Genomic DNA, 20,952 nt, shown 5'->3' with positions numbered 1-20,952 from the left:
AAAAAGAATACTATTAATTATCAGCAGGTTACTAATATTAAGCAGTTATCAAGCCATAAAGGATTTGGCGAATCTTCAACGACCAATTATATCATAACTTGTTGTTTTTTATATGATAAAAGATTATCGTTCAGGCACTATGTAAGAAATCATCATCCTGTAAAACGAATACGGTGATGGCGGATCCATCTTGCCAGTGTCGTAAGCGCATTTTGAAGATTGCACTGATGCCGTTGCGGCTGATGATTTTTTGGGGTGAATTTTGATTGACGACAGGATAAATGATTTGTTCTGAAGCAAAAGCCGCTTGATATGTGCTATTTTCCAGTAAAAAGCCACAGACTATAAAAAATACGACTGCGCGATTTTTTAGTATGTTGGAAGGAAGGACGGTAGGCTTCAACGGGAATTTCCGGATAACGGTTAGAAGTTCATTCAAAGTGATCAGTCTAGCTGTAAAGAAAAGGAATACAACTGATGTCAAAATCAAAAATCAAGTTGCTTGAAGAGTGCAGCCAGCTTTGGCCCAAAATAGGGGTGAATGAGTTAACTTTTTTTTATTTGATCGACTGCAAAACGTCCAGCGTGTTCCAGTTGTTTGCGAATCAATGCCCATTTTTCCCGTTGTTTTCCTTCGGTCAACCTTCGTAAATGATGTGCCCTATGAATGGCCGGTTGTATTTCAACCAGTGCCGACCATATCGCATCAATGTTGTATTCATACTTTGGCTTTAAATTTATCGGTATACAATCATTTGCCGGTATATCCAGTGTGCTGGAAATGTAATCCAATGCTTCCCTGATCGCTTGTGCTTTTGCATTTTGTGGCGAATGAATATCGTAGGGTGGATCCCATTCCCGGATTGGCCGAAGTTGATCAATATGCGTCACAACAGCCAGAACCGGCGGAAAACGGCGTTTTAAATGCTGATCAAACCAGGCTCTTAGTGCGGTCATAAATTTTACATCGGCTTCCCTTGCTGCCTGATTAGCCGCGCAAACGACCAAGATTAAATCAAAGCCGCCTAGATTCTGATCGGATTCGGATTCATACCAGGCATTTTCATTATCATAACCCGGGCTGTCATAAATCAGCATTTCACCGAGGTGATCATGATTCAATTTATAGGGAGTCAGTGCGCCGGTTAGCGGTAACACATCGACCGGGGCAATCAATTTAGCTGAAAGCGCATTAACCAGACTTGATTTGCCGGATTTCAGCTGTCCGGCTATTAAAACGCGCAGGGGCTGTTTGCTTAAAGTTGAGTTGGTCAGTTCGGGTTCTTGTTTCGTTTCTGTTATGCGCAAGGGCACTGATTGACCGCCGTAAAGTTCGATTGCGTAGTAAGCGATGGTTTTAACCAGGGTCTGCAGCAGCCAGCGTTCGAATGAGCCAATGGGGTAAGCGGCGGCCTTACCGATAAAAAACTGTTTCAGTTCTCTAGGCAATGATGAAACAGGGCTAAAAAGCAGGCTGCCCATACGAAAAAGGAAGTGACCGCTTTCCAGGCGTGCTTTCCATTTCCAGATTTGCAAACCGTTGTTGACGGTTAATAAATGGCTGAAAGGAATTTTATCATCCAGCAAGCAGCGCATGTCGCGGCTCACTTTTTCGGTGATGAAAAGAATGTTTCGTAATGGAACATCCAAGCCGGTTTTATCTTGATTCGACGAATAATAGCCTGCTACCTCGAGAGTGACTTTTTTAGCCAGTTCGATTAAGCGTTGGCTGTCGGTCAGCGGGTAATCGGCCGGATTCAGTTTTTCTGCCAAGGCATTAATTCGCGCCCATATTTCTGTTGCTTCAGGCGGCCACTCCTCATTTGCAGTAACCGTTGGATAATCCGGAGTATGGGTTGTTTTCTTTTTAAGAAGCGTTTTCAGAATCACGACAAAAGCATAGAAGGCAGCAAACAGTATCAAAAAGGCCTGCTCATAGCCGGATTGCCATAGCCAGTAAGCCCCTAATCCCGATAACAACAGCAAGGGAAGCACGAGTAACAAGTTGAGAATCTTGTTTAACCAATTCGAAGGGGTTTTCATGATGATGGGGTTCGTTTAAATCGTGCGCGCAACATGAGTCGCCCTCGCTCAAATTCGGATTGATACACTTTACGCAGTAGTTCGGGGCTTACGCTGCCGCCCCGTTTTGACTGAGCAAAATAATAACAGAGTGTTTTTCCCAGGCCATAAGTAACGCCTGCGGTATAGAGTGCGGATATGCCCAGGCCAACACTTTGTCCGTAAATCGGGATGAACTTAAGCAGTTCCCGTCCGCCCAGGCCTGCCAAAACGCCGGCTCCTATCGCACTACTGATTTCGCTCAGGCTTTGCCGGGTTAACGGTAAGCCGTAGACTTGAGCAATGCTGTGAAACATTTTAGCCTGCACGGTGACAACCGTGGTGATACTCGCTGCAGGAATTGGTATCGCGGCTGCCAAACCGGCTGAAACAGCATAACCTATTATGTGGGGATGAGCCGAGTCCCAATGGATGCCGGTAAAATCTTCGGCAGAACTGTTTTGCTCGAGCATGGCTTTGATGCCATACGGAAAGACGTCTTCAATGCTTTGCCATAAGGCGTCGATGCCGTAATCGGTGGGAACATAACCTTCTTCCTCCGCTGTAAAATCAATAGGGATAAAGCTAGCCTGGATATCCTTAAAATCCTCCCGCTGTTTTAATAGCGAACACCGCAAATCAGGTGGCACAGCCGCATCAATTTTTCCGTTATCGAAGGGGTAGGGCAGCACATGTTCGTAAGCGGTATCAGGGTAGCCTTCATGTAAAGCCGTTTGAACGACAATGACCGGTTTGCCGGGGTGGGTTTTATGAATCCGGCGAACGGTATTGATGACTGTTGATTGTTGCTGATCCATGGCTTTCATCACAACGATCAAAAGATGGGTCTGCTGGTCGCACCAATGCATATCTTCACTGGGATCATAGCCGGCCTCAGCAAGTCCTCGTGTGTCCAGAAAGCGAATGAAAGCCGTGTCCTGGTCCGGATAATCAAACAACATTGCAGTGCGGGTGCATGGTCTAAAACCATTACCGATTTCGGCTTGAGTGGATCCGGTCAGTGTCCGGATCAGCGAACTTTTACCGCTCTGGGTTTTGCCCAGCAGCCATATGACCGGCGGCGGCAGTTCGGAACGTATCGCTTCCAGTTTTTCGTGGATCAAGTGCTCGGGCGGTTGAGGCCTTAGAATTTGTCTCGTTCCCAAGCTCCAGCTTGGGAATGCCTACCTTCAAGCTCTGCTTGGTATTTTAATGCAGCAAAACAATAGGCAACAAAGCGTCTTTCCCTGCATAAGCCCGCGCACTTGAATAACGCCAATGTTCTGGCAAGTCCACATAACCCCGTTTGACAGGAATGTTGTGAATGTAGGCTAATCGCTGAATCAACAACGTCTCATTATTCATTTCTTCCGGATGTGACCCTTCTTGCCAGAATTGATAGTGGCCTTCGGTTTTGTGCTTGCGTTTGTAATACGCAAATTAGCTCAGAAAGGTTGTTGCCTTGCGTTGTTCTAATAAATCAAGAATCTGTCTGCGTGAAAACGGGCTGCCAACCAGCAACCGTTAAGGTGTGGAAGTAAGGATAGGCTTCGTTCAGAATTTTATAGCGGCTACGTCCCATAGATTTAATTCGCACAGAAAGCAGCTGTTCGTCAAGCAGAGCTTGAGGGTAGGCATTCCCAAGCTGGAGCTTGGGAACGAGATATTGACTACGGCAGGCTAATGGGTGACCCTTATTTGTGCGCATTTTCAATTAGCTGCACGTCGACGCCAAACTCTCCGCTACGATCCAAATTTGCCGCAGAACGCGGCGGAAGCTATAAAAAATTATGACAATGCGTACCATTAGGCGTACGATGTTGATTTGTGAAAGCGGAGAGTAGAAATGAATATCCTTACGGCAAGTGAAGCTAGAGCAAATCTATACAGGCTACTCGATCAAACGAGCGAGACCCATCAACCAATTACTATAACCGGAAAACGTAATAGTGCTGTGTTGGTTTCGGCTGAAGATTGGGAGTCCATTCAAGAAACACTCTATTTATTAACTGTTCCAGGAATGCGCGATAGTATTCGCGAAGGCATGGAAGAGCCAATTGATTCTTGCTCCAAGGAACTTGATTGGTGATCTGGCAATTTGTTTACACAAAGCAAGCACAGAATGACGCAAAAAAATTATCATCTTCAGGACTAAAAGATAAAGCAAAGGAATTGCTAAAGATTATTGAGATAAATCCTTATCAAAATCCTCCCCCATACGAAAAGTTGGTCGGAGATTTAGCAGGCGCGTATTCTAGACGTATAAACATTCAGCATAGATTGATTTATCAAGTTATCGAAGAACATAAAACTATAAAAGTTTTGCGCATGTGGACACATTACGAATAGAAAACAAAATTGTTCAGCTAACACGGAGCTCAACTGGAGCGAGGTTATATGCGGTTTTGTTTTTAGAGCTTCCCGTGCTGCGCCCGGTTAGCTCTTCGTTAGGTTAACTAAATATGAAACAACGAATTTTTATCATCCAACTGGGAAGTGCAGAGGAGCGCGACCACATTATTTAATAATCCCGTCCTCCAGTTCGACAATCCGGTCGGCAATATCCAATATTCTGTAGTCGTGTGTTACCAAAAGAATGGTCGTGCCGGCCTCTTTAGCGAGTTTTTTTAATACACCCACGGCGTCCTGTCCGCTGTGTTTATCCAGCGATGCCGTGGGTTCGTCCGCCAGTACGATTTTAGGTTTTCCGACTAACGCCCTGGCAATAGACACGCGTTGTCTCTGTCCTCCGGAGAGTTGATCCGGTTTGTAATAGAGGCGATCATCCAGTCCTACAGAGCAGAGCATGTCGGCGGATCGTTGTAAGCGCTGGGTTTCAGACAGTCCTGGGTGCATTTCCAGGGCCATTGCCACATTTTGAACTGCTGTCAATGATTTAAGCAGGTTATGTTGTTGAAAAATGTAGCCGATTTGCTGGCGAATTTTGACTTTGGCGTATTCGGAACTATTGACCAGTTGTTGGCCGATGACGCAGACATGGCCCTCGGTAGCCTGTCTGAGCGCGCCGATAATGGTCAAGAATGTCGTTTTCCCTGAGCCGGAGGGTCCGGTCATGATGACTATTTCACCGGCATGTATCGTCAGGTCAACGTTTTTCAGTACCGTGTTTTTTAGTTCGCCACTGCCAAAACTGAAGCTTAGGTCGTTGACTTCAATCATTTTGTCCATCAGAACATATCGGCCGGGCTTGCTGCTTTAAGTTTACGCATCGCCAGTAAACCGGCCGATGCACACATTGAAAGTATGAATAGAAAGACGGTGAATACTTTATGCGGCGTCATCGGCATCGGCATAAAAGTCTGTGATTCGGCCAGTCGGTATAGTCCCAGTGACATCAGGAAGCCGGGTAAAAATCCCAGAATGGCTAGAAAAAAGGCTGAAGCAAAAACGACTCTAATAAAATAGCCATGCTTGTAACCCATGGCTTTGAGCGTCGCAAATTCATTGAGATGATTGGTAATATCGGTAAAAAGAATTTGATAAACAATCACCATGCCGACTACCAGGCCCATGATGGTGCCGAAGCCGAAAATAAAACCGATGGGCGCTGTGTTTTCCCAATAGCTTTTTTCATATTGAACGAGTTCGTCATAGGTAAAAATATTTACGAATTCATTCAGACGGGATTTTAAGTCAGCCTGAACTTTTTTGACATCGCTTCCAGGGCGGACTTTGATGATGCCGATATCAATTTGATCAGCCCTGCGGTCGGAAAAAATGCGCAGAAAATTTTGATCGCTGGTCATCACATTACCGTCTGCCGCAAACGAAACACCCAGCCGGAACAGGCCGATAATCTTCAATTTATAGTCGTTGATTTCGGTGCTGTTTTTACCGGCATCCAAAAGAGCTCGCATCGGACCGAATTCAGGGCGGGATGACTCGTCAAACAACGCCGTATCTTTAAGACGCAGTTCGGTGCGTTTTTCGATAATGGCCTCAACAGCGAGCAGATCCGCATCCGGATCGTAACCGTAGACCATGAGCGTTCTTTTGGTTTGTGTTTCGATATTTTTAAATTGAGCCAGCGATAAATACATGGGATAGGCGCTGGCAACATCGGGGTGACCCAAGGTCCGCATCAGTTCGCTGCGGTTGAATCGGGTCGGCCGCCACATCGCTTCGGTTTGTTTATGCATCAGAAACAGATCGCCGTTCATCTTCAATGGCGCTGACGCGGCGCTGTTATAAAGCGAGTCCTTAAATCCCAGTTGCATAAAAACCAGCACACAGGCAAACAAGACGCCGCAAATGGCAGCAAAGAGTTTTGTTTTGTCGAAAACCAGTTGTCGCCAGGCCAGACGTCCCGGGAAGTAAAAGTAATTGTAGGGATTCATCACTAGCTAGGGTTGAAAACGGATTTTGACTTGCCGGTAAATCTGGTGTTTCAAGTCGGTCGCTGATTGGGCGTCTAAACTGAGCCTGACCTCTATAGTTCGGTTGTCCCTGTCGGCTAAGGGATCGGTATCGTTTAAATCATTTTTTTTGACCATGAAACCGAGTTCCCTGACTTCTGCTTCGTAAATGATGGAAAAACCGTCGAGTTGTACCGTTGCTTTTTGGCCGGTGCGAATTCTTGGAAAGTCACTCTCATAGACTTCTGCAACCACATCCAGTTCTGATAAGTCGGCCATTTCCAAAAGCCCGTCATCATCTATTTTTTCACCCGGACGCGTATGAATTTTCAATACCGTGCCTGATATCGGGGCACGGATAAATGAATTTCCGAGGATGGCTTTGGCGATCGCCTGGTCGGCTTGATTCCGTTCTATTTCGGCCTCAAGTTGTTTGATCAATACTTTGGATTGATCGTAATTCCGTTTTTTTTCGTCTTTTAATGAAAGGCTGGCGGATGATTGTTCCGATAGCTTCTGATAGCGGTGGTATTCTTTTTCGTTAAACGCCAAATTGATCTGTTCACTGGCCAATTTTGCCGTGAGTTCACTGCCGGCTGCTTTTGCTGCTCTATACTCAGCCTCACGCTGAGGGCGATCAGCTAAAATAGCCAATACGCTGTTTTTGGAGACCTGTTCGCCTTCATCAAACAGCAACTCAAGAACTTGTGAGCCTTCGGGGCCGACATTATGAGATATCCGGATAACCCGCGAACGCGGCTCAATTCTGCCTAATGCACCTACGCCTGAAACCTTATCAGCAGTAAAGGCAGGCGATGCGCTTATTAAATTATTCGCAGCCTGGCAGTTCAGGCTGATCAACAACATAGCCGAAAAGGGTAAAACTTTTTTCGAGAAAGGCACACTGAATCCTAAAATGGTTTTCTATTGCAATAATGTTAAATTTATCGATTGATGTAATCTTAGTTAAAAATAGCCGCTATCCTTTTTTCGATAAGGGGCAAGTATAAACTGTTCAGTAACGGTTGTTGATGTTTCCAAAAAACAAAATCCTGGTGGCTACAAAGCTATGCGGTAATTGTTGAAGCGGGTTAAAATGGGCACTTTTTGACGGTTGGTCTGCGATGCGGCCAAGCTGATGTTTTTAATACTCAATGCTAAATTTTTTCCAGACATGAAAATTAATTTTTTGTTCAGCGTTTTTCTTTGCGCGTTTTTAATGGTGGCAGGTCAGCTTGCTTTAGCCGGTCATGGTAATCAGAAAATTGCCGCTGGTTGGGTTGAAAACGTTATTTTTGAGTCAGGGCAAACGCGGCTTAGAGCCAAACTGGATACCGGAGCCAAGACGTCCTCAATTCATGCCGAAAATGTTAAACGTTTTGAACGGGATGGCCAAACGTGGGTCAGATTTACGCTACCTGAAAGCTATAAAAAAAATGATGAGGAAAGACAGGTTGTCGAGCGACCCCTGGTAAGAACGGTACTCATTAAAAGGCATAAAATGGAATCGGCTAAACGATCCGTAGTTGAGTTAAGTTTTTGTATGTACGGACATTACTACACGACTGAATTCACACTGGCTAACCGGTCAAACTATATTTACCCCGTTTTGTTAGGCAGACAGTTTCTCAGCAATAATGTGCTCGTGGATTCTTCCGATAAACATGTTCACTCACCGATGTTAAAAGAACTTGTCTGCAGCCCCGAGTTGGCCGGCGAACCCGGTGAAAAGTAAATCAAGCAGCAGATTGGACTCATTGCTCCATTTCTTAAGAAAAGCGCGGCGGAAAATTTGAAAAACTTACATGTAAATATATTGGCGACACTGTTAATTTTAGTGAGCGCAACAATTTGTTATTACAAAGTCACTGAGCTCAAACTCCCATTGCTACCGGTTCAAGAGTCTGAGCTTTGGACTATCGAGGCAAAAGTTACTTACAAAAGAACGGCAGGCCCCTCAAAGGTTAGTATGATGCTGCCCAAGCAGGTGCCGGGTTATGTTGTTTTGGATGAGAATTTTGTGTCAGGACGGTACGGCTTGACGTTGGAAAATGAAGACCTGAACCGCGTTGCTCAGTGGGCGATTCGACGTTCTCAAGGCGATCAAACGCTGTATTACCGGATGCAATTGATTCCTGGGGAAACACCGGAATTCAAAGATAAAAACGTGGCCTATCCCGTTGAGCAGGACTATCCTGAAATCATGAGGACTGCCTTGACGGCTCTGCTTGAGCAAGTCAGAAACAAGTCTGCGGATACAAAATCATTTACCCACGAGTTGTTGCAGCGGCTTAATGCGCCTGATTCCGATGAGAATGTCAAATTGTTACGTAAAGATGCGGCCACGCCAGAGGCTTGGGTCAGCCGGGTTATCAGTATTCTGCAGGGTGCACGCATTCCCTCCCGTCAAGTCAATCTGCTGATATTGTCCGATGGTGCCCGGCACAGCCGTTTGGTTCCCTGGCTGCAAGTCTATACCGGTGAGCGGTGGGTGACGTTTAATCCTAAAACGGGCGAATCCGGCTTTCCTTCCAATGCAGTGCTTTGGAAATACGGGGATAAACCCTTGCTGGATGTCAGCGGGGGTAAATCGGCCAACGTAGACTTTTCCATTTATAAACAATCGCGCGGGATGATCGCTGTAACCCAGCAACGGGCCGGTATTATCAACGGTCCGGTCATGGAGTTTTCATTGTTTAATCTCCCCGTACAAACGCAAAATGTCTACCGGATCCTGATTATGATGCCGGTTGGCGTTTTGTTGATCGTCCTGTTGCGTAATATCGTCGGTCTTAAAACATTCGGCACCTTTATGCCTATTCTTATCGCCATGGCGTTCAGAGAAACCGAGTTAGCCTGGGGGCTGGCTTTGTTCTGCCTGTTGTTGGCTTTGGGTTTAATGATCCGGTTTTATCTCGAGTACTTGCGACTGTTGTTGGTGCCCAGGCTGGCCGCCGTTTTGATTATCGTGATTATCCTGATGACCTTCGTCAGTTTGTTGAGTCATAAACTAGGCATAGACCGAGGCTTGTCTGTAGCTCTATTCCCCATGGTCATCATTGCAATGACTATCGAACGAATGTCATTGGTGTGGGAAGAGCATGGCGCCGGTGAATCGTTACAGCAATGTGCCGGTAGCCTTTTTGTTGCGTCACTCAGCTATTTGTTAATGACAAACGAATATCTTGAACATTTGATGTTCGTTTTTCCTGAGCTTTTATTAACGCTTCTGGCCTTCACATTATGGTTAGGCCGTTACACCGGTTACCGGATTTCAGAATTGTGGCGGTTTAGATCAGTGATTGTGAAGGGTAATTGATCATGCTCTGGAAAAATCTGTTAAATCCTTCCAAACGTTTGCGGGAACTGGGTTTGTTGGGCATGAATCAGCGCAACGGTGATTACATTCTCAAATACAATCAACGGAAATTTTATCCGCTGGTCGATGATAAATTACGCACCAAAAAGCTGGCTCAACAAGCGGGCATTGCAGTACCTGAGTTGTATGCGGTGATAGAAGCCGAATATCAGGTGGCACATTTATCTGAAATATTGGCACCTTATAGTGAATTCGTCATAAAGCCTGCGCACGGAAGTGGCGGTGAAGGAATATTGATCATCAAGGGTCGGAGCAAGGAAGGCTGCAGGAAGCTGAACGGCGCTTTATTGACCAAGTCCGAAGTGGATCACCATATTTCGAATATTTTGAGCGGCATGTACAGTCTGGGGGGGCAGCCTGATGTCGCATTGATTGAATATCGGGTTGATTTTGATCCGGTTTTTGAACAAGTCAGTTACCAGGGGGTTCCCGATATACGTACCATTGTTTTTCAAGGCATACCCGTCATGTCAATGCTGCGTCTACCGACAAGAATGTCTGATGGTAAAGCCAATTTGCATCAAGGCGCTATCGGCGTGGGTATTGATATGGCTACCGGGCGAACGACCGGTGGGGTATGGCATCATGATTTAATTGATGCGCATCCGGATTCGGGACATACCATCAATCATCTGGAAATTCCCGGCTGGGATAACATCTTGTTATTGTCAGCCGGTTGTCGAGAGTTAGTTTCGCTAGGTTATATCGGTGTCGATATTGTATTGGATTCAAAATTAGGGCCATTGATGCTGGAAATCAATGCACGTCCGGGGCTTAGCATTCAATTGGCCAATAAACAGGGCTTGCTGCCCAGACTTGAGGCGGTAGAGAAAATCAAGTCTATTCCCTCGTCACCGGAAGAACGGGTCAAACTGGCCAAATCCATTTATCGTCAGACTCAAAACAGTCAGGTTTTATAGGTATACTCATCCCTGATCGAAATTCGGCACCGGGCTGCCCGTCAAAGGACGCCGTAAATACATCCCTATAGGATCTATGCGAGCATCCATGCTGGCAAAGCCTTTGACGAACAACCCGTTGCCTCCTTAAGGCACTGCCGAAATTTGAAGTGTGAAAGGTATTACGATAACGACTCAAATTTTGGCCCACAAGAAAATTCAATCCGGAAGGTTATATGAACTGGCGGCTTGTGTTGATAAAAATGCCGCGACTTGAACATAAGCGGGTTTAATGCTTGAATGCCTCATCCATAAGTCCTCACTGTTTTATTTTTATGAATCCCGTACTTGTTTCAATTTGCTTGCTGGTCTGCAGCAACGTGTTCATGACTTTTGCCTGGTATGCACACCTCAAAGAACTCAATGGGAAACCCTGGCTGTTGGCGGCTGTTTTAAGCTGGGGTGTTGCTTTATTCGAGTATTTGCTGCAAGTGCCCGCTAACCGGATCGGTTATCAGACACTAAATATTGGTCAGCTGAAAATAATGCAGGAGGTCATTACGTTGTCGATATTTGTTCCGTTTGCATTTTTTTACATGAAAGAGCCTTTAAAACTGGATTATCTTTGGGCAGCGCTCTGTATCATGGGTGCTGTTTTTTTTATTTTCAGGGAAAAGCTTTTTTCCTGATTTCAGCCAAGGCATTACCCCGTGTTTGTAATCCGCGATAAGCTTTCAGCGGTGTTGTGATATGGCCGTATCAAAGCAAGAAAAGACGCTGGTTTGGTGGGTGAGTCATTAAGCGCTGCTTCATTTAGATTTGATCTACTGTTAACTCGGTCACTCGTTTTTCACCCTTTTTTCATCCGTCATGCATTCACTTTATATCGTTGTCGACCATCTTCAGGATTGGGCTCCTTATTTTCCAAGTAGCGACCTGATTACGGTCGAAGATTATCTTTCGCTGCAAAATAAAAAAATGCAGCATAGCGCGCAGGTGATCAATCTTTGCCGCGATTACGACTATTTGGGTACCGGCTACTATTGCTCTTTGCTGGCAGAGGCGAGAGGGCAGCGCGTCATCCCCTCCATTCGCAGCATCAACGATCTCGCCAATCATCATTATTACCGCTTGTACGATAACGATCTTGATAAATATCTGGGCAAGCATCTTGAAAAATGCGGCCAGGCTGAAGCTGAAGAGCTGAAGATAAAAATATTTTTCGGCAAGACTTGCTATCCGCCCCTGGAAAAAATGGCGCGCAGGCTTTTCGAGCTTTATCCGTGTCCTATCCTTGAGGTTGATTTTAAACACACATTGCGCTGGGAAATTACCGGTATTGAGCCTGGGAATTTAGCTTCGTTATCGGAAGATGAACAGAACCAATTCGCTTCGGCCATTGACGCCTTCAGCCGCAAAATCTGGCGTAAACCCAAGTCCCGGAAACGCTATCGCTTTGATATGGCCATCTTGTGTAATGCCGAGGAAGAACTGCCTCCCAGTGACAGCAAAGCGATTAAAAACTTTATCAGGGTAGGTAATGAATTAGGCGTCGATATCGATATCATCAATAAACACGATTTTGCCAGATTGCCTGAATACGATGCTTTGTTTATTCGGGAAACCACGGCGATCAATCATTACACTTACCGTTTTGCCAAGCGCGCCGAGAGTGAAGGACTTGTGGTCATGGATGATCCTGATTCCATTTTGAAATGTGCGAACAAGGTTTTTTTGGCCGATTTGTTCGCCACCCATAGTGTGGAAACGCCAAAAACGGAATTGTTGTTGCGTAATAAGGTGATGGATTTTGACGCGCTGGAGCAGATGTTCAGTTATCCCGTCGTGTTAAAAATTCCGCATGGCTCATTTTCACGCGGCGTAGTCAAAGCGCATAATCGCGCCGATTTGGTACAGCACTGTCAGGAATTGTTCAACGAATCGGCTATCTTGCTGCTACAGGAGTATGTCTTGACGGATTATGACTGGCGTATCGGTTTTCTCAATTACCGCCCAATTTACGCCTGCAAATATTTTATGGCGCGCGGACATTGGCAAATTTATAACCACAGCAGTGACAAGCTCCAGGAAAAAAGCGGTGGTTTTGCGACTATGGCTATTCACGAAGTCCCTAAAGAAGTTATTAAAACAGCGACTAAAGCTGTCAAGTTAATCGGCGATGGCCTTTACGGCGTGGATTTAAAGCAGGTAGGTGAACGAAATGTCATTATAGAGATCAATGATAATCCCAGTATCGACAGTGGTGTTGAGGATTTGTATCTGGGTGATGATTTATATCGCATCATCATGGATGAGTTTATCCGGCGAATGGAACGCAAACACAGCGCTTACCCATGAGGAAATGCCATGCCCGTTGACTATGATATCGCTTCCTTTGGCCAGGATTATTGGCAAGCCCGGGACAAGTTTTTAATCGCGTGTCGCCTTTTGCCTGGCCGATTGACAACCTTGCTTCATCCGCTGCACTGCGAAGATCAGCCTTTGGCGACTGATTTGTTTTGGTTGGGTGACGAGAAGGCCGAGAATGTTCTGGTTATTATCAGCGCCACGCATGGCGTCGAAGGCTTTTGCGGGTCGGCGGCCCAGGTTAACTGGTTAAGGCATGAAGTATTGCCTGACAAGGTGGCCGTGCTATTCATTCATGCCTTGAATCCGTTTGGGTTTGCTCATTTGCGCAGGGTCAACGAAGACAATATCGATCTCAATCGAAATTTCATTGATTTCAATCAAGTGCCGGTCAACGAAGGTTATCGGGCCTTGGCTGATGTTCTGTTGCCCTCAGGCTGGGATGAGTCTTCTTTTTCTGATTGTCAGCAGGCGCTGGCTGAGTTCCGGAATAAACACGGTCAGCGTAAGACAGAGGAGGCCGTAAGCGGAGGTCAATATCATTATCCAGGCGGTTTATTTTATGGTGGGAAGGCGCCTTCCTGGTCTAGACATAACATTGAGCAATTGATACAGGATTATCAATTGACGGATCGGAAAAAAGTTGCCGTAGTGGATATTCACTCCGGCCTTGGCCCTTATGGTTACGGCGAGATCATTTGCGATCATCCGCCTCATACACCCGGTGCGGCGCGCGCCAGACGCTGGTTTGGCGATAGCGTGACAGAACCGGCGCTGGGAACGTCGACATCCGTTCCAAAATCCGGTTTACTTGATTACGCTTGGCAGCAGGCTTTAGGTGACAAGGTGTGTTACGTCACGCTGGAATTTGGGACTTATGCGCTGGAAGAAATGTTTGAGGTGCTGAGAGAGGAAAATTATGTCTGGCAAAAAGAGGGGGCATCAAAGAGTCTCTCTAACGCAATCAAAAGGGTTCAGCAGCGACTGCGCGGTTATTTTTATCCCGATAAAACCGATTGGAAAGAAATGGTTTTATTTCGAAGCAGTCAGGTTTTAGCACAAGCCCTTCGGGGTTTACAAGAACAGGACGGTCTCAGTGACTGAGGCCCAGGCACCCCGGTTAACTTTTCGTAACGCTGAAAAACGGGATGTTAGTCAGTTGGTCAGCATAGAAAATCAGTGCTTTATTCTGGATAGATTGAGTCATCGAAGCTTTTTGCGGATGCTGGAAAAAGGACACAGTGACATAATCATTGCTGAGCTTAATAACGTTGCGGTCGGTTATGCCTTGTTGCTGTATCGAAGAGGGGCATCGCTGGCGCGTTTGTATTCGCTGGCGGTGTTGCCGGAATACCGTGGAGCCGGATTGGGTGCGGCATTGATCAATCAAGCCGAGCAACGCGTCAGAGCTCATGATTGCGTTTATCTGCGCCTGGAAGTGCGGCCGGATAACCTGGGTGCGATCAAGTTATACAAGCATTTAGGCTATCGACAGTTTGACGTCAAGCGCGATTATTATGAAGATCACAGTGAAGCGCTGTGTTTTGAAAAAAGGATCATTTATCCTCATCCGGTTACCCGTTTGCAGGTGCCTTTTTATTGCCAGACGACTGAATTCAGTTGTGGCCCGGCTTCATTGCTGATGGCAATGGCCGGACTCAATCGGGATATTGCAATGACTCAAGCCGATGAATTGCAGTTGTGGCGCGAGTCAACGACCATTTTCATGACTTCCGGTCACGGTGGCTGTGGGCCTCATGGTTTAGGTCTCGCGGCCTGGAGGCGAGGGTTTGAAGTGGATATGTACCTGAGCCATGAGCAAGTCCTGTTCATCGACAGTGTGCGGAGCCAGGAAAAGCGGGATGTCATTAGTCTGGTACAAGAGGATTTCATGCGTCAGCTTGAAGCAACCGATGTGCGATTCCATTATTGTAATATCACGATGCAGATGCTCATCAATCATCTGGATGCAGGCCATATCCCGCTGATTCTGATCAGCACCTATCGGATTAATCGCAATAAAGCACCACATTGGGTCGTTTTGACCGCACATGATCCGCACTTTATCTATTTGCACGATCCCGATGTTGATAATGAACACCATGCCAGCGAGTCTGACAATTGTTATGTGCCTGTTTCAAAAGCCGAGTTTGTTGCAATGGCCCGTTTCGGCCGCTCACAGCTCCGGGCTGCGGTTGTGATATCCAGGCGCTCACTTGACAGTGCCAGTATCGGTCAAAGCTGATGCCGCCGCTTTATATTCAACATAATCGCCCTGCGTAATCCGTTTAAACACTTCAATCGGCCGGTTATAGCAATAAAACCAGGCATCCAGACTTTGCCCATTGGGTCTGAAAACAGGCGTTTTTATCCGCAGATATTCATGCGGGACCGAAAAATGATCGGTACATTCTTCAAATTCATCGAGCGTGCCTAAAATTTTGGCGCAGCTAAGTTCATCCTGCATACGGTAAAGGTCGCCCCAGACCTTATCTGCGCATTCAGGGACGATGATTGCGCCCGGATAGTCGCCGATGTCGAACAAGTGACCTTTGATAAAGGCGGTTTCAAGCCAGTCGGCCTGATCTTCAAGCCATGCCGCCATGGGATTTGGCATGCCTTTTCTCAAACTGCCGTAGACAAACAGATAATGACAGTTATTGATTACCATACAGTCTTTCGACGAGTTTTTTAAACCAGGGTGGCCGGCTGAGTACCACATATAACGCGATTAGCGAAGTAAATGGGAGGGGGCCTATGTCAATGACAATCAATAGCAGGATGCATAAAAAGCACTTAATGCGGACCATGATGTGACTCATTTGTTGTAATCAGGTTTTGCCATTATATGGGCATTTTTCTATTATTTTGCACCATAAAGTTGCAAATTAGGCAAACAGTGGTAAGTTTTAAATGTCGGGTTGTTTCGTTTAATTTGAATGGCTGATAGCAAAGGCTTTAATCTTCTGGTTTGACAAGAGTTGACCCGGCTATATTTTATAATTGATTTACTTTGGTATTAATATTGCCTGATATTATGTGAGTCCGTCAGTAATTGAATGTTTCTCAAGGGTTCGATTACAACGTTCTCATCGTGTTTACTTTTTACTCTTGATTTAAGGGGAACAACATGAAAACCGTAGCGGCTAAGATAAGCGTAAAGAATGATACTTCTCGCGCAAAATTTAATCTTGTCCTTTTGCAATTGGTATCGATAGCCGTTCTGGTGGCTATTAATCTTTCATAAATAGCATTAGTGAATAATGTCCCCCTAACTCGCCCGATTTGAATGAGGGTTTTAAGTAGCCAAGGATGGCCGAAGAGGTGCATTATTGCTCTAAATTATTGTAGTTTTGGCGCCTAAGCCAGCTGTAAGCCCGTTTTACAATCAATTTTTCATCATCTGGCGAATGAGTTTTTTCAAACTCCAGTCTGTCTTGTCGATAGCCCTTATTTTCTTTTGCAGCCAACCGCCTTTTATTGGCTGTGATAATGATTTCAGGCCTGTCCAACCCCCCATAAATATCTAAAACCGGAATCTCAATTTTTTTGAGTAATTCTACTGTCTGGTATTCCAGCTGAATCGTTTCGTCCATAACAGGCAAACTGATAGCGACGATCGCCTTAAATTGGTCTTTGAGCTTTGTTTCTCCATAGAGCGCCATCAGAGCGCCCAATCCGTGACCGATTAATACGATGTTTTCAATCTTTTTATCCTTAAGATATTCGTTTGCGGCTTTAAGCCTTGAAATGAGTTCAGGGAATAAACTTATATAATCATTATTGTGGGCACCTTTCTCACGAACAGGTACCTGTACTGATAGTGTTGCCCATTGATGATGGGGTAGCGTCGTTCTAAGCGAATGGATTAAGGGCTTTTGATCGGGATAGCCGTCTTTGTCATGAAGCAGGATTGCGGCATTAGTATTGTCCGGTTGAGGTGTTTCGGTATAAATGGCCAGAAACTTTTTATTTTCGGCATCAAGCCGGATGACTTCCCCGGATTCGAGCTGTTCGCCAACAAAGCGAGCGTACTCAGCTTCTCTTTCAATATCCGTTGCGAGAGAATTTGCCGGCAGTAAAAGAGCGCCCCAAAGCAGTAATTTTCCTCTCATTATTCACCCTGATGTGGACCCGTTTAAGATTCGACTTGGTTGGGCTATTTTAAACAGCTGCCAAAGGTGTGTCATGTTTGCACACAAGGTCTTGTGTCATCAAGGTTAGCGCAGTAATTTCCTGTTTGACGATAAAAAAGGGGTGGTTTAAGTTTTGCGAGGATGTCGGCAGCAGCAGGGGGATGCTGCCGTCAAGCCTCCACTCCATGGAAGGGTCTACGGCGTTCCTCACAAGGCTTACGCCACTCCTTAAAGCCATATAAAAATTCAAACTGGGAATTGCTGAGGTTAGCGATTTATGAAGTTGTTTTGTCCGAGAAGTGTTGAAAGCGCGTGTTTTTGATTGATGAGCCGGATAAGGTTTTGCCGCCTAAACTCCTTTCAGACGGCATAGTACTGGTTAATCAGATTTCTTCCATTTCAAAGTTTTCTTTCGATGCGCCGCAATCCACACATTCCCAGTCATCGGGAATGTCTTCCCAAAGCGTTCCCGGCGCGATGCCATCTTCAGGAAGTCCTTCGGCTTCATCATAAATAAAACCACATAAAATGCATCGCCACTTTTTCATCGTTATTTCCTTAAAAATTGAAAGTTGTTTTTTAAATGATATTCGATCGGAATCGCCTTGTTTATGCATGAATTCCGCCAACACTAACGATAAATTTCGATTGTCGTTAGCTTGTAAAATCGTAACTACTCGCCCGCAATAAAATCGAAGGGTGAGCAGATACGTAAAATCAATGACATCCTGTCAAGTTGTGCCGCCAGTTTGCTGAATTTCAGATGTTGCGAATTGAGCGCGTCAAGAAGACTGTCAGCAATGCTCCCTGCAGATCCGAAGTTTTAATCTATCAGCTAGTCGGAAAATCTCAAGTTGCCTGAGTATGATTGACTAAAAAATAAAGGCACCTGTAGCTCTGTATCGGCAAAAATTCGTCTTCGTGAAGTCGTGCCCCGCAATAATCTGTGCAAAAAAAGCTCTGTTTTAAATTAAAGAGCGCTTCTTGGTTAAATCAGAACCTTTTTGTGTCAAGAGTTGACTCAAATACCAGCAATTCCCAGTTTGATGATAAAAAAAGGAGTGGTAAGCTTTGCGGGATGTTGGCTGCAAGGATGCTGCCGCCAAGCCCCCATGGATGGGTTTACGGCGTTCCTCGCAAGGCTTACGCCACTCCTTAAAACTTCATTAAAAGTTCAAACTGAGAATTGCTGCTCAAATACTGTGTAAACAAATGTTATTGATTGCGGTATCAATGAGTAAACGAATCATGCTATTCGGACTATTCAGTTTGTCCAGACGCCCCCAAAATCATCCAAATGCTTTATCATTAGGCTTTTTTAAGCTTGGGTCCGATTTTTCCGGTTATTTTCTCAGCACCTACGCTGAGCTATAAGTCTGCAGGGCTCAAGAACTCAATTCTTAAAACATCTATCACACAAAATATAATGATAAATACGACAGATGAGCGTTTAGATAATCGCCGTTATTGGTTGATAGCGTTATTTGCCATAACACTGTTTTCCAGTGCTACGCTGATGTTTATTATGCAGCCCATGTACGGCAAATTGTTATTGCCCCTGCTTGGCGGCACTCCGGCTGTATGGAATACCTGCATGGTGTTCTACCAAACCATTTTATTTCTCGGTTATTTGTATGCCCATTTTATATCGGTAAGATTTAAAGCGCTTTGGCAGGTCCAGATACATGCGGTGGTCATTTTGCTGAGTTTGGCCGCGTTGCCTTTGGGTTTACCTGATAATGCCTTACCGCCCACGGACAGCAATCCAACATTCTGGTTACTGACCGTGCTGACAATGACGATAGGCCTGCCTTTTTTTGTCGTGTCTACAACAGCCCCCTTATTGCAAAAATGGTTTTCCGGCTTGGGTCATCATACCAGCCATGACCCTTACTATTTGTATACTGCCAGTAATGCCGGAAGTCTCATAGCATTATTGAGTTATCCTTTTTTGCTGGAGCCCAATATCGGGCTGGGCTATCAACAATTGGCCTGGAGCGCCGGATACAGCGTGCTCTGTCTGATGATCGTCATCAGTGCAGGCGTTGTCTGGTCCGAACACAGTAAAGTGGAGCCGGACACCCAGGTTTCTGAAACTACGACTGATAAACCTGCGCTTTTGACCCAGGTTCACTGGCTGCTTTTGGCCCTGGTGCCTTCGAGTTTATTACTGGGCTTGACTAATTTCATCAGCACCGATATCGCTTCAGCGCCTTTGCTTTGGATTATTCCGCTGACACTTTATTTACTGTCGTTTGTTATCGTTTTTTCCCGCTGGAACAGACTTGTTCATCCTCTGATGGTCAAGTTGCAGCCCATGGTTTTATTACCGTTTTTGGCTTATTCCTACATTAACCCGGCGGTCCTGCCTTACTGGTTGGATCTTTGCATCCATGCTCTGGCATTTTTTCTGGCGGTGATGGTGTGTCATGGCGAACTGGCCAATCGGCGGCCAGGAACTCAACATTTGACGCACTTTTATCTCACCATGTCATTTGCAGGCATGCTGGGCGGTATGTTCAATACGTTTGTTGCGCCTTTTGTATTTGATGCGGTCTATGAGTATCCCATCATGATTGTCGCCGCCTTATTGTTGAGGCCAGGCCTGAATATCACATCCAAGACGGATATAAGAGGCCTTCTCAAGCAAAGCCTTTTTCCTTTGCTGGTTTTGTTTTCGGGCGTACTGATATATTTTCTCGTCGATAATGTACTGACTTATCTTGATGCTTTGGGAGCCGGCTTGATCCTGCTGGCCGGGTTGACTTATGCCTTCAGGCAACAACCGCTCTCATTGGGTCTGTTGACCGGGACGCTTATTTTCTTTACGGTTGGGCTTCATGCCATGGTATCGAACACGATATTTCAGGACCGCACTTTTTTTGGCGTGCTCTCGGTGCGAGAAAGCATGCTCATTGACGAGCAGGGTAATCCTGAGCGTTACAACGAGATTTTCCACGGCACAACCAAACACGGCGCGCAACGGCGTATCGCCCGGGAAGAATTGACACCTTATACTTATTACAGCCGTCCAGGGCCCATGGGCCAGTTGTTCAAAGAGTTTGATCAGGTGAATGAGAACTGGAATATTGGTTTAGTCGGTCTCGGTGCCGGTGCAATGATGTGTTACGCAAAAAATCAGCAACACTGGACACTTTACGAGATTGACCCTCTCGTCGTGTCAATTGCCAATAACCCGGAGTATTTCACTTATTTATCCAAGTGCAGCCACAACGCCACAACGGTTATTGGTGATGCACGCCAGTCGTTGGTGAGGGAAGACGCTGAAAAATTTGATTTCTTGATCGTCGACGCGTTTAGTTCGGATTCAATTCCAACCCATCTGCTAACCCAGGAAGCCATCAAGCTTTATTTTTCGAAGCTTAAACCGCAGGGGATGCTTGCGTTTCACATTACCAACCGTCATTTGGCCCTGAAAAAAGTATTGGCCGATCATGCCAAGCAGTTGAATTACGCAGCGTTGATACAGGAATTCAAGCCTCAGGACGAGCAGCCGCTGGTGGTGGCAACCGATTGGGTGGTGATGGCTGCTAATGCTGAAACGCTTATGCCTCTGGCAAACAGTCAACTGGGTAAGTGGCAAAAAATGCCGCTTTATTTTGATATGAAACCCTGGACGGATGATTACACCTCGATTGTTAATTTATGGAAATAGCACCTACACCCTTAATTCAAAGCGGGCGAGTAGTTACCCGCTTTTTATTGAAATATAA

The 20,952-nt window shown here is 45.7% G+C and carries 20 protein-coding genes; 10 read left to right on the top strand and 10 right to left on the bottom strand.

Going from position 1 to position 20,952, the window contains the following annotated elements; translation table 11 throughout:
- Positions 1 to 130: 130 nt before the first annotated feature.
- The 4 genes from Q7V32_RS11420 to Q7V32_RS20830 form a co-directional block, all read right to left on the bottom strand.
- Positions 131 to 439, bottom strand: a complete 309-nt coding sequence (locus Q7V32_RS11420; RefSeq protein WP_304897106.1) for a hypothetical protein — start codon at positions 437 to 439, stop codon at positions 131 to 133.
- Between the two features lie 107 nt (positions 440 to 546).
- Positions 547 to 2,043, bottom strand: a complete 1,497-nt coding sequence (locus tag Q7V32_RS11415; RefSeq protein ID WP_304897105.1) for a GTPase family protein — start codon at positions 2,041 to 2,043, stop codon at positions 547 to 549.
- On the bottom strand, positions 2,040 to 3,227 hold the full coding sequence (locus Q7V32_RS11410) for a GTPase family protein (RefSeq protein ID WP_304897104.1): 1,188 nt from the start codon (positions 3,225 to 3,227) through the stop codon (positions 2,040 to 2,042). The genes Q7V32_RS11415 and Q7V32_RS11410 overlap by 4 nt, the downstream gene beginning before the upstream one ends.
- Positions 3,228 to 3,270: 43 nt before the next feature.
- Positions 3,271 to 3,426, bottom strand: a complete 156-nt coding sequence (locus Q7V32_RS20830) for a hypothetical protein (protein ID WP_370691457.1) — start codon at positions 3,424 to 3,426, stop codon at positions 3,271 to 3,273.
- A 481-nt stretch (positions 3,427 to 3,907) separates the two neighbouring features.
- On the opposite strand from Q7V32_RS20830, the gene Q7V32_RS11400 reads away from it, so the two are divergent.
- Positions 3,908 to 4,150 carry a type II toxin-antitoxin system Phd/YefM family antitoxin gene (locus Q7V32_RS11400; protein WP_304897103.1) on the top strand — a complete coding sequence of 81 codons (243 nt, stop codon included), beginning with the start codon at positions 3,908 to 3,910 and terminating at the stop codon, positions 4,148 to 4,150.
- Positions 4,147 to 4,410 (top strand): Txe/YoeB family addiction module toxin, encoded by a 264-nt coding sequence (locus Q7V32_RS11395; protein ID WP_304897111.1) that lies wholly within the window; start codon positions 4,147 to 4,149, stop codon positions 4,408 to 4,410. The genes Q7V32_RS11400 and Q7V32_RS11395 overlap by 4 nt, the downstream gene beginning before the upstream one ends.
- Positions 4,411 to 4,578: 168 nt before the next feature.
- Here the strand turns inward: Q7V32_RS11395 and Q7V32_RS11390 are convergent, their stop codons facing one another.
- The 3 genes from Q7V32_RS11390 to Q7V32_RS11380 are packed head-to-tail and all read right to left on the bottom strand — an operon-like array spanning position 4,579 to position 7,340.
- Positions 4,579 to 5,250 (bottom strand): ATP-binding cassette domain-containing protein, encoded by a 672-nt coding sequence (locus tag Q7V32_RS11390; protein ID WP_304897102.1) that lies wholly within the window; start codon positions 5,248 to 5,250, stop codon positions 4,579 to 4,581.
- Positions 5,250 to 6,419, bottom strand: coding sequence for an ABC transporter permease DevC (gene devC, locus Q7V32_RS11385; RefSeq protein ID WP_304897101.1), 1,170 nt, complete (start codon positions 6,417 to 6,419; stop codon positions 5,250 to 5,252). Before devC ends, Q7V32_RS11390 begins: the two co-directional genes overlap by 1 nt.
- 6 nt (positions 6,420 to 6,425) lie before the next feature.
- A complete protein-coding gene (locus Q7V32_RS11380; protein ID WP_304897100.1) occupies positions 6,426 to 7,340 on the bottom strand; it encodes an HlyD family efflux transporter periplasmic adaptor subunit in 915 nt (304 codons plus the stop codon).
- A gap of 271 nt (positions 7,341 to 7,611) precedes the next feature.
- On the opposite strand from Q7V32_RS11380, the gene Q7V32_RS11375 reads away from it, so the two are divergent.
- The 7 genes from Q7V32_RS11375 to Q7V32_RS11345 all read left to right on the top strand — a co-directional run bounded on the left by Q7V32_RS11375 (position 7,612) and on the right by Q7V32_RS11345 (position 15,327).
- Complete coding sequence (locus Q7V32_RS11375; protein ID WP_304897099.1) at positions 7,612 to 8,172, top strand: RimK/LysX family protein; 561 nt, start codon at positions 7,612 to 7,614, stop codon at positions 8,170 to 8,172.
- A 102-nt stretch (positions 8,173 to 8,274) separates the two neighbouring features.
- Entirely contained in the window at positions 8,275 to 9,756 is a 1,482-nt protein-coding gene (locus Q7V32_RS11370; protein ID WP_304897098.1) for an inactive transglutaminase family protein, read from the top strand.
- Positions 9,757 to 9,758: 2 nt separating this feature from the next.
- A complete protein-coding gene (locus Q7V32_RS11365) occupies positions 9,759 to 10,736 on the top strand; it encodes an alpha-L-glutamate ligase-like protein (RefSeq protein WP_304897097.1) in 978 nt (325 codons plus the stop codon).
- A 314-nt stretch (positions 10,737 to 11,050) separates the two neighbouring features.
- On the top strand, positions 11,051 to 11,404 hold the full coding sequence (locus Q7V32_RS11360) for a DMT family protein (protein ID WP_304897096.1): 354 nt from the start codon (positions 11,051 to 11,053) through the stop codon (positions 11,402 to 11,404).
- A gap of 181 nt (positions 11,405 to 11,585) precedes the next feature.
- On the top strand, positions 11,586 to 13,073 hold the full coding sequence (locus tag Q7V32_RS11355; protein WP_304897095.1) for a RimK family protein: 1,488 nt from the start codon (positions 11,586 to 11,588) through the stop codon (positions 13,071 to 13,073).
- A gap of 9 nt (positions 13,074 to 13,082) precedes the next feature.
- Positions 13,083 to 14,186 (top strand): M14 family metallopeptidase, encoded by a 1,104-nt coding sequence (locus Q7V32_RS11350; RefSeq protein ID WP_304897094.1) that lies wholly within the window; start codon positions 13,083 to 13,085, stop codon positions 14,184 to 14,186.
- A complete protein-coding gene (locus Q7V32_RS11345) occupies positions 14,179 to 15,327 on the top strand; it encodes a GNAT family N-acetyltransferase/peptidase C39 family protein (protein WP_304897093.1) in 1,149 nt (382 codons plus the stop codon). The genes Q7V32_RS11350 and Q7V32_RS11345 overlap by 8 nt, the downstream gene beginning before the upstream one ends.
- On the opposite strand, the gene Q7V32_RS11340 is transcribed toward Q7V32_RS11345, so the two are convergent.
- The 3 genes from Q7V32_RS11340 to Q7V32_RS11330 form a co-directional block, all read right to left on the bottom strand.
- On the bottom strand, positions 15,295 to 15,753 hold the full coding sequence (locus Q7V32_RS11340) for a gamma-glutamylcyclotransferase (protein ID WP_304897092.1): 459 nt from the start codon (positions 15,751 to 15,753) through the stop codon (positions 15,295 to 15,297). The two genes, Q7V32_RS11345 and Q7V32_RS11340, sit on opposite strands and share 33 nt — an antisense overlap.
- 658 nt (positions 15,754 to 16,411) lie before the next feature.
- Positions 16,412 to 17,197 (bottom strand): DUF3530 family protein, encoded by a 786-nt coding sequence (locus Q7V32_RS11335; RefSeq protein ID WP_304897091.1) that lies wholly within the window; start codon positions 17,195 to 17,197, stop codon positions 16,412 to 16,414.
- 404 nt (positions 17,198 to 17,601) lie between these two features.
- On the bottom strand, positions 17,602 to 17,766 hold the full coding sequence (locus Q7V32_RS11330; RefSeq protein WP_304897090.1) for a rubredoxin: 165 nt from the start codon (positions 17,764 to 17,766) through the stop codon (positions 17,602 to 17,604).
- An 878-nt stretch (positions 17,767 to 18,644) separates the two neighbouring features.
- Between Q7V32_RS11330 and Q7V32_RS11325 the strand changes: the two genes are divergently transcribed.
- On the top strand, positions 18,645 to 20,894 hold the full coding sequence (locus tag Q7V32_RS11325) for a spermidine synthase (protein WP_304897089.1): 2,250 nt from the start codon (positions 18,645 to 18,647) through the stop codon (positions 20,892 to 20,894).
- Positions 20,895 to 20,952 lie beyond the last annotated feature (58 nt).

The sequence above is a fragment of the Methylicorpusculum sp. genome (assembly GCF_030651835.1).
GTDB lineage: Bacteria > Pseudomonadota > Gammaproteobacteria > Methylococcales > Methylomonadaceae > Methylicorpusculum.
The sequence above is the reverse complement of the archived record's forward strand: the minus strand, read 5'-3'. Positions and strand labels throughout refer to the sequence as shown.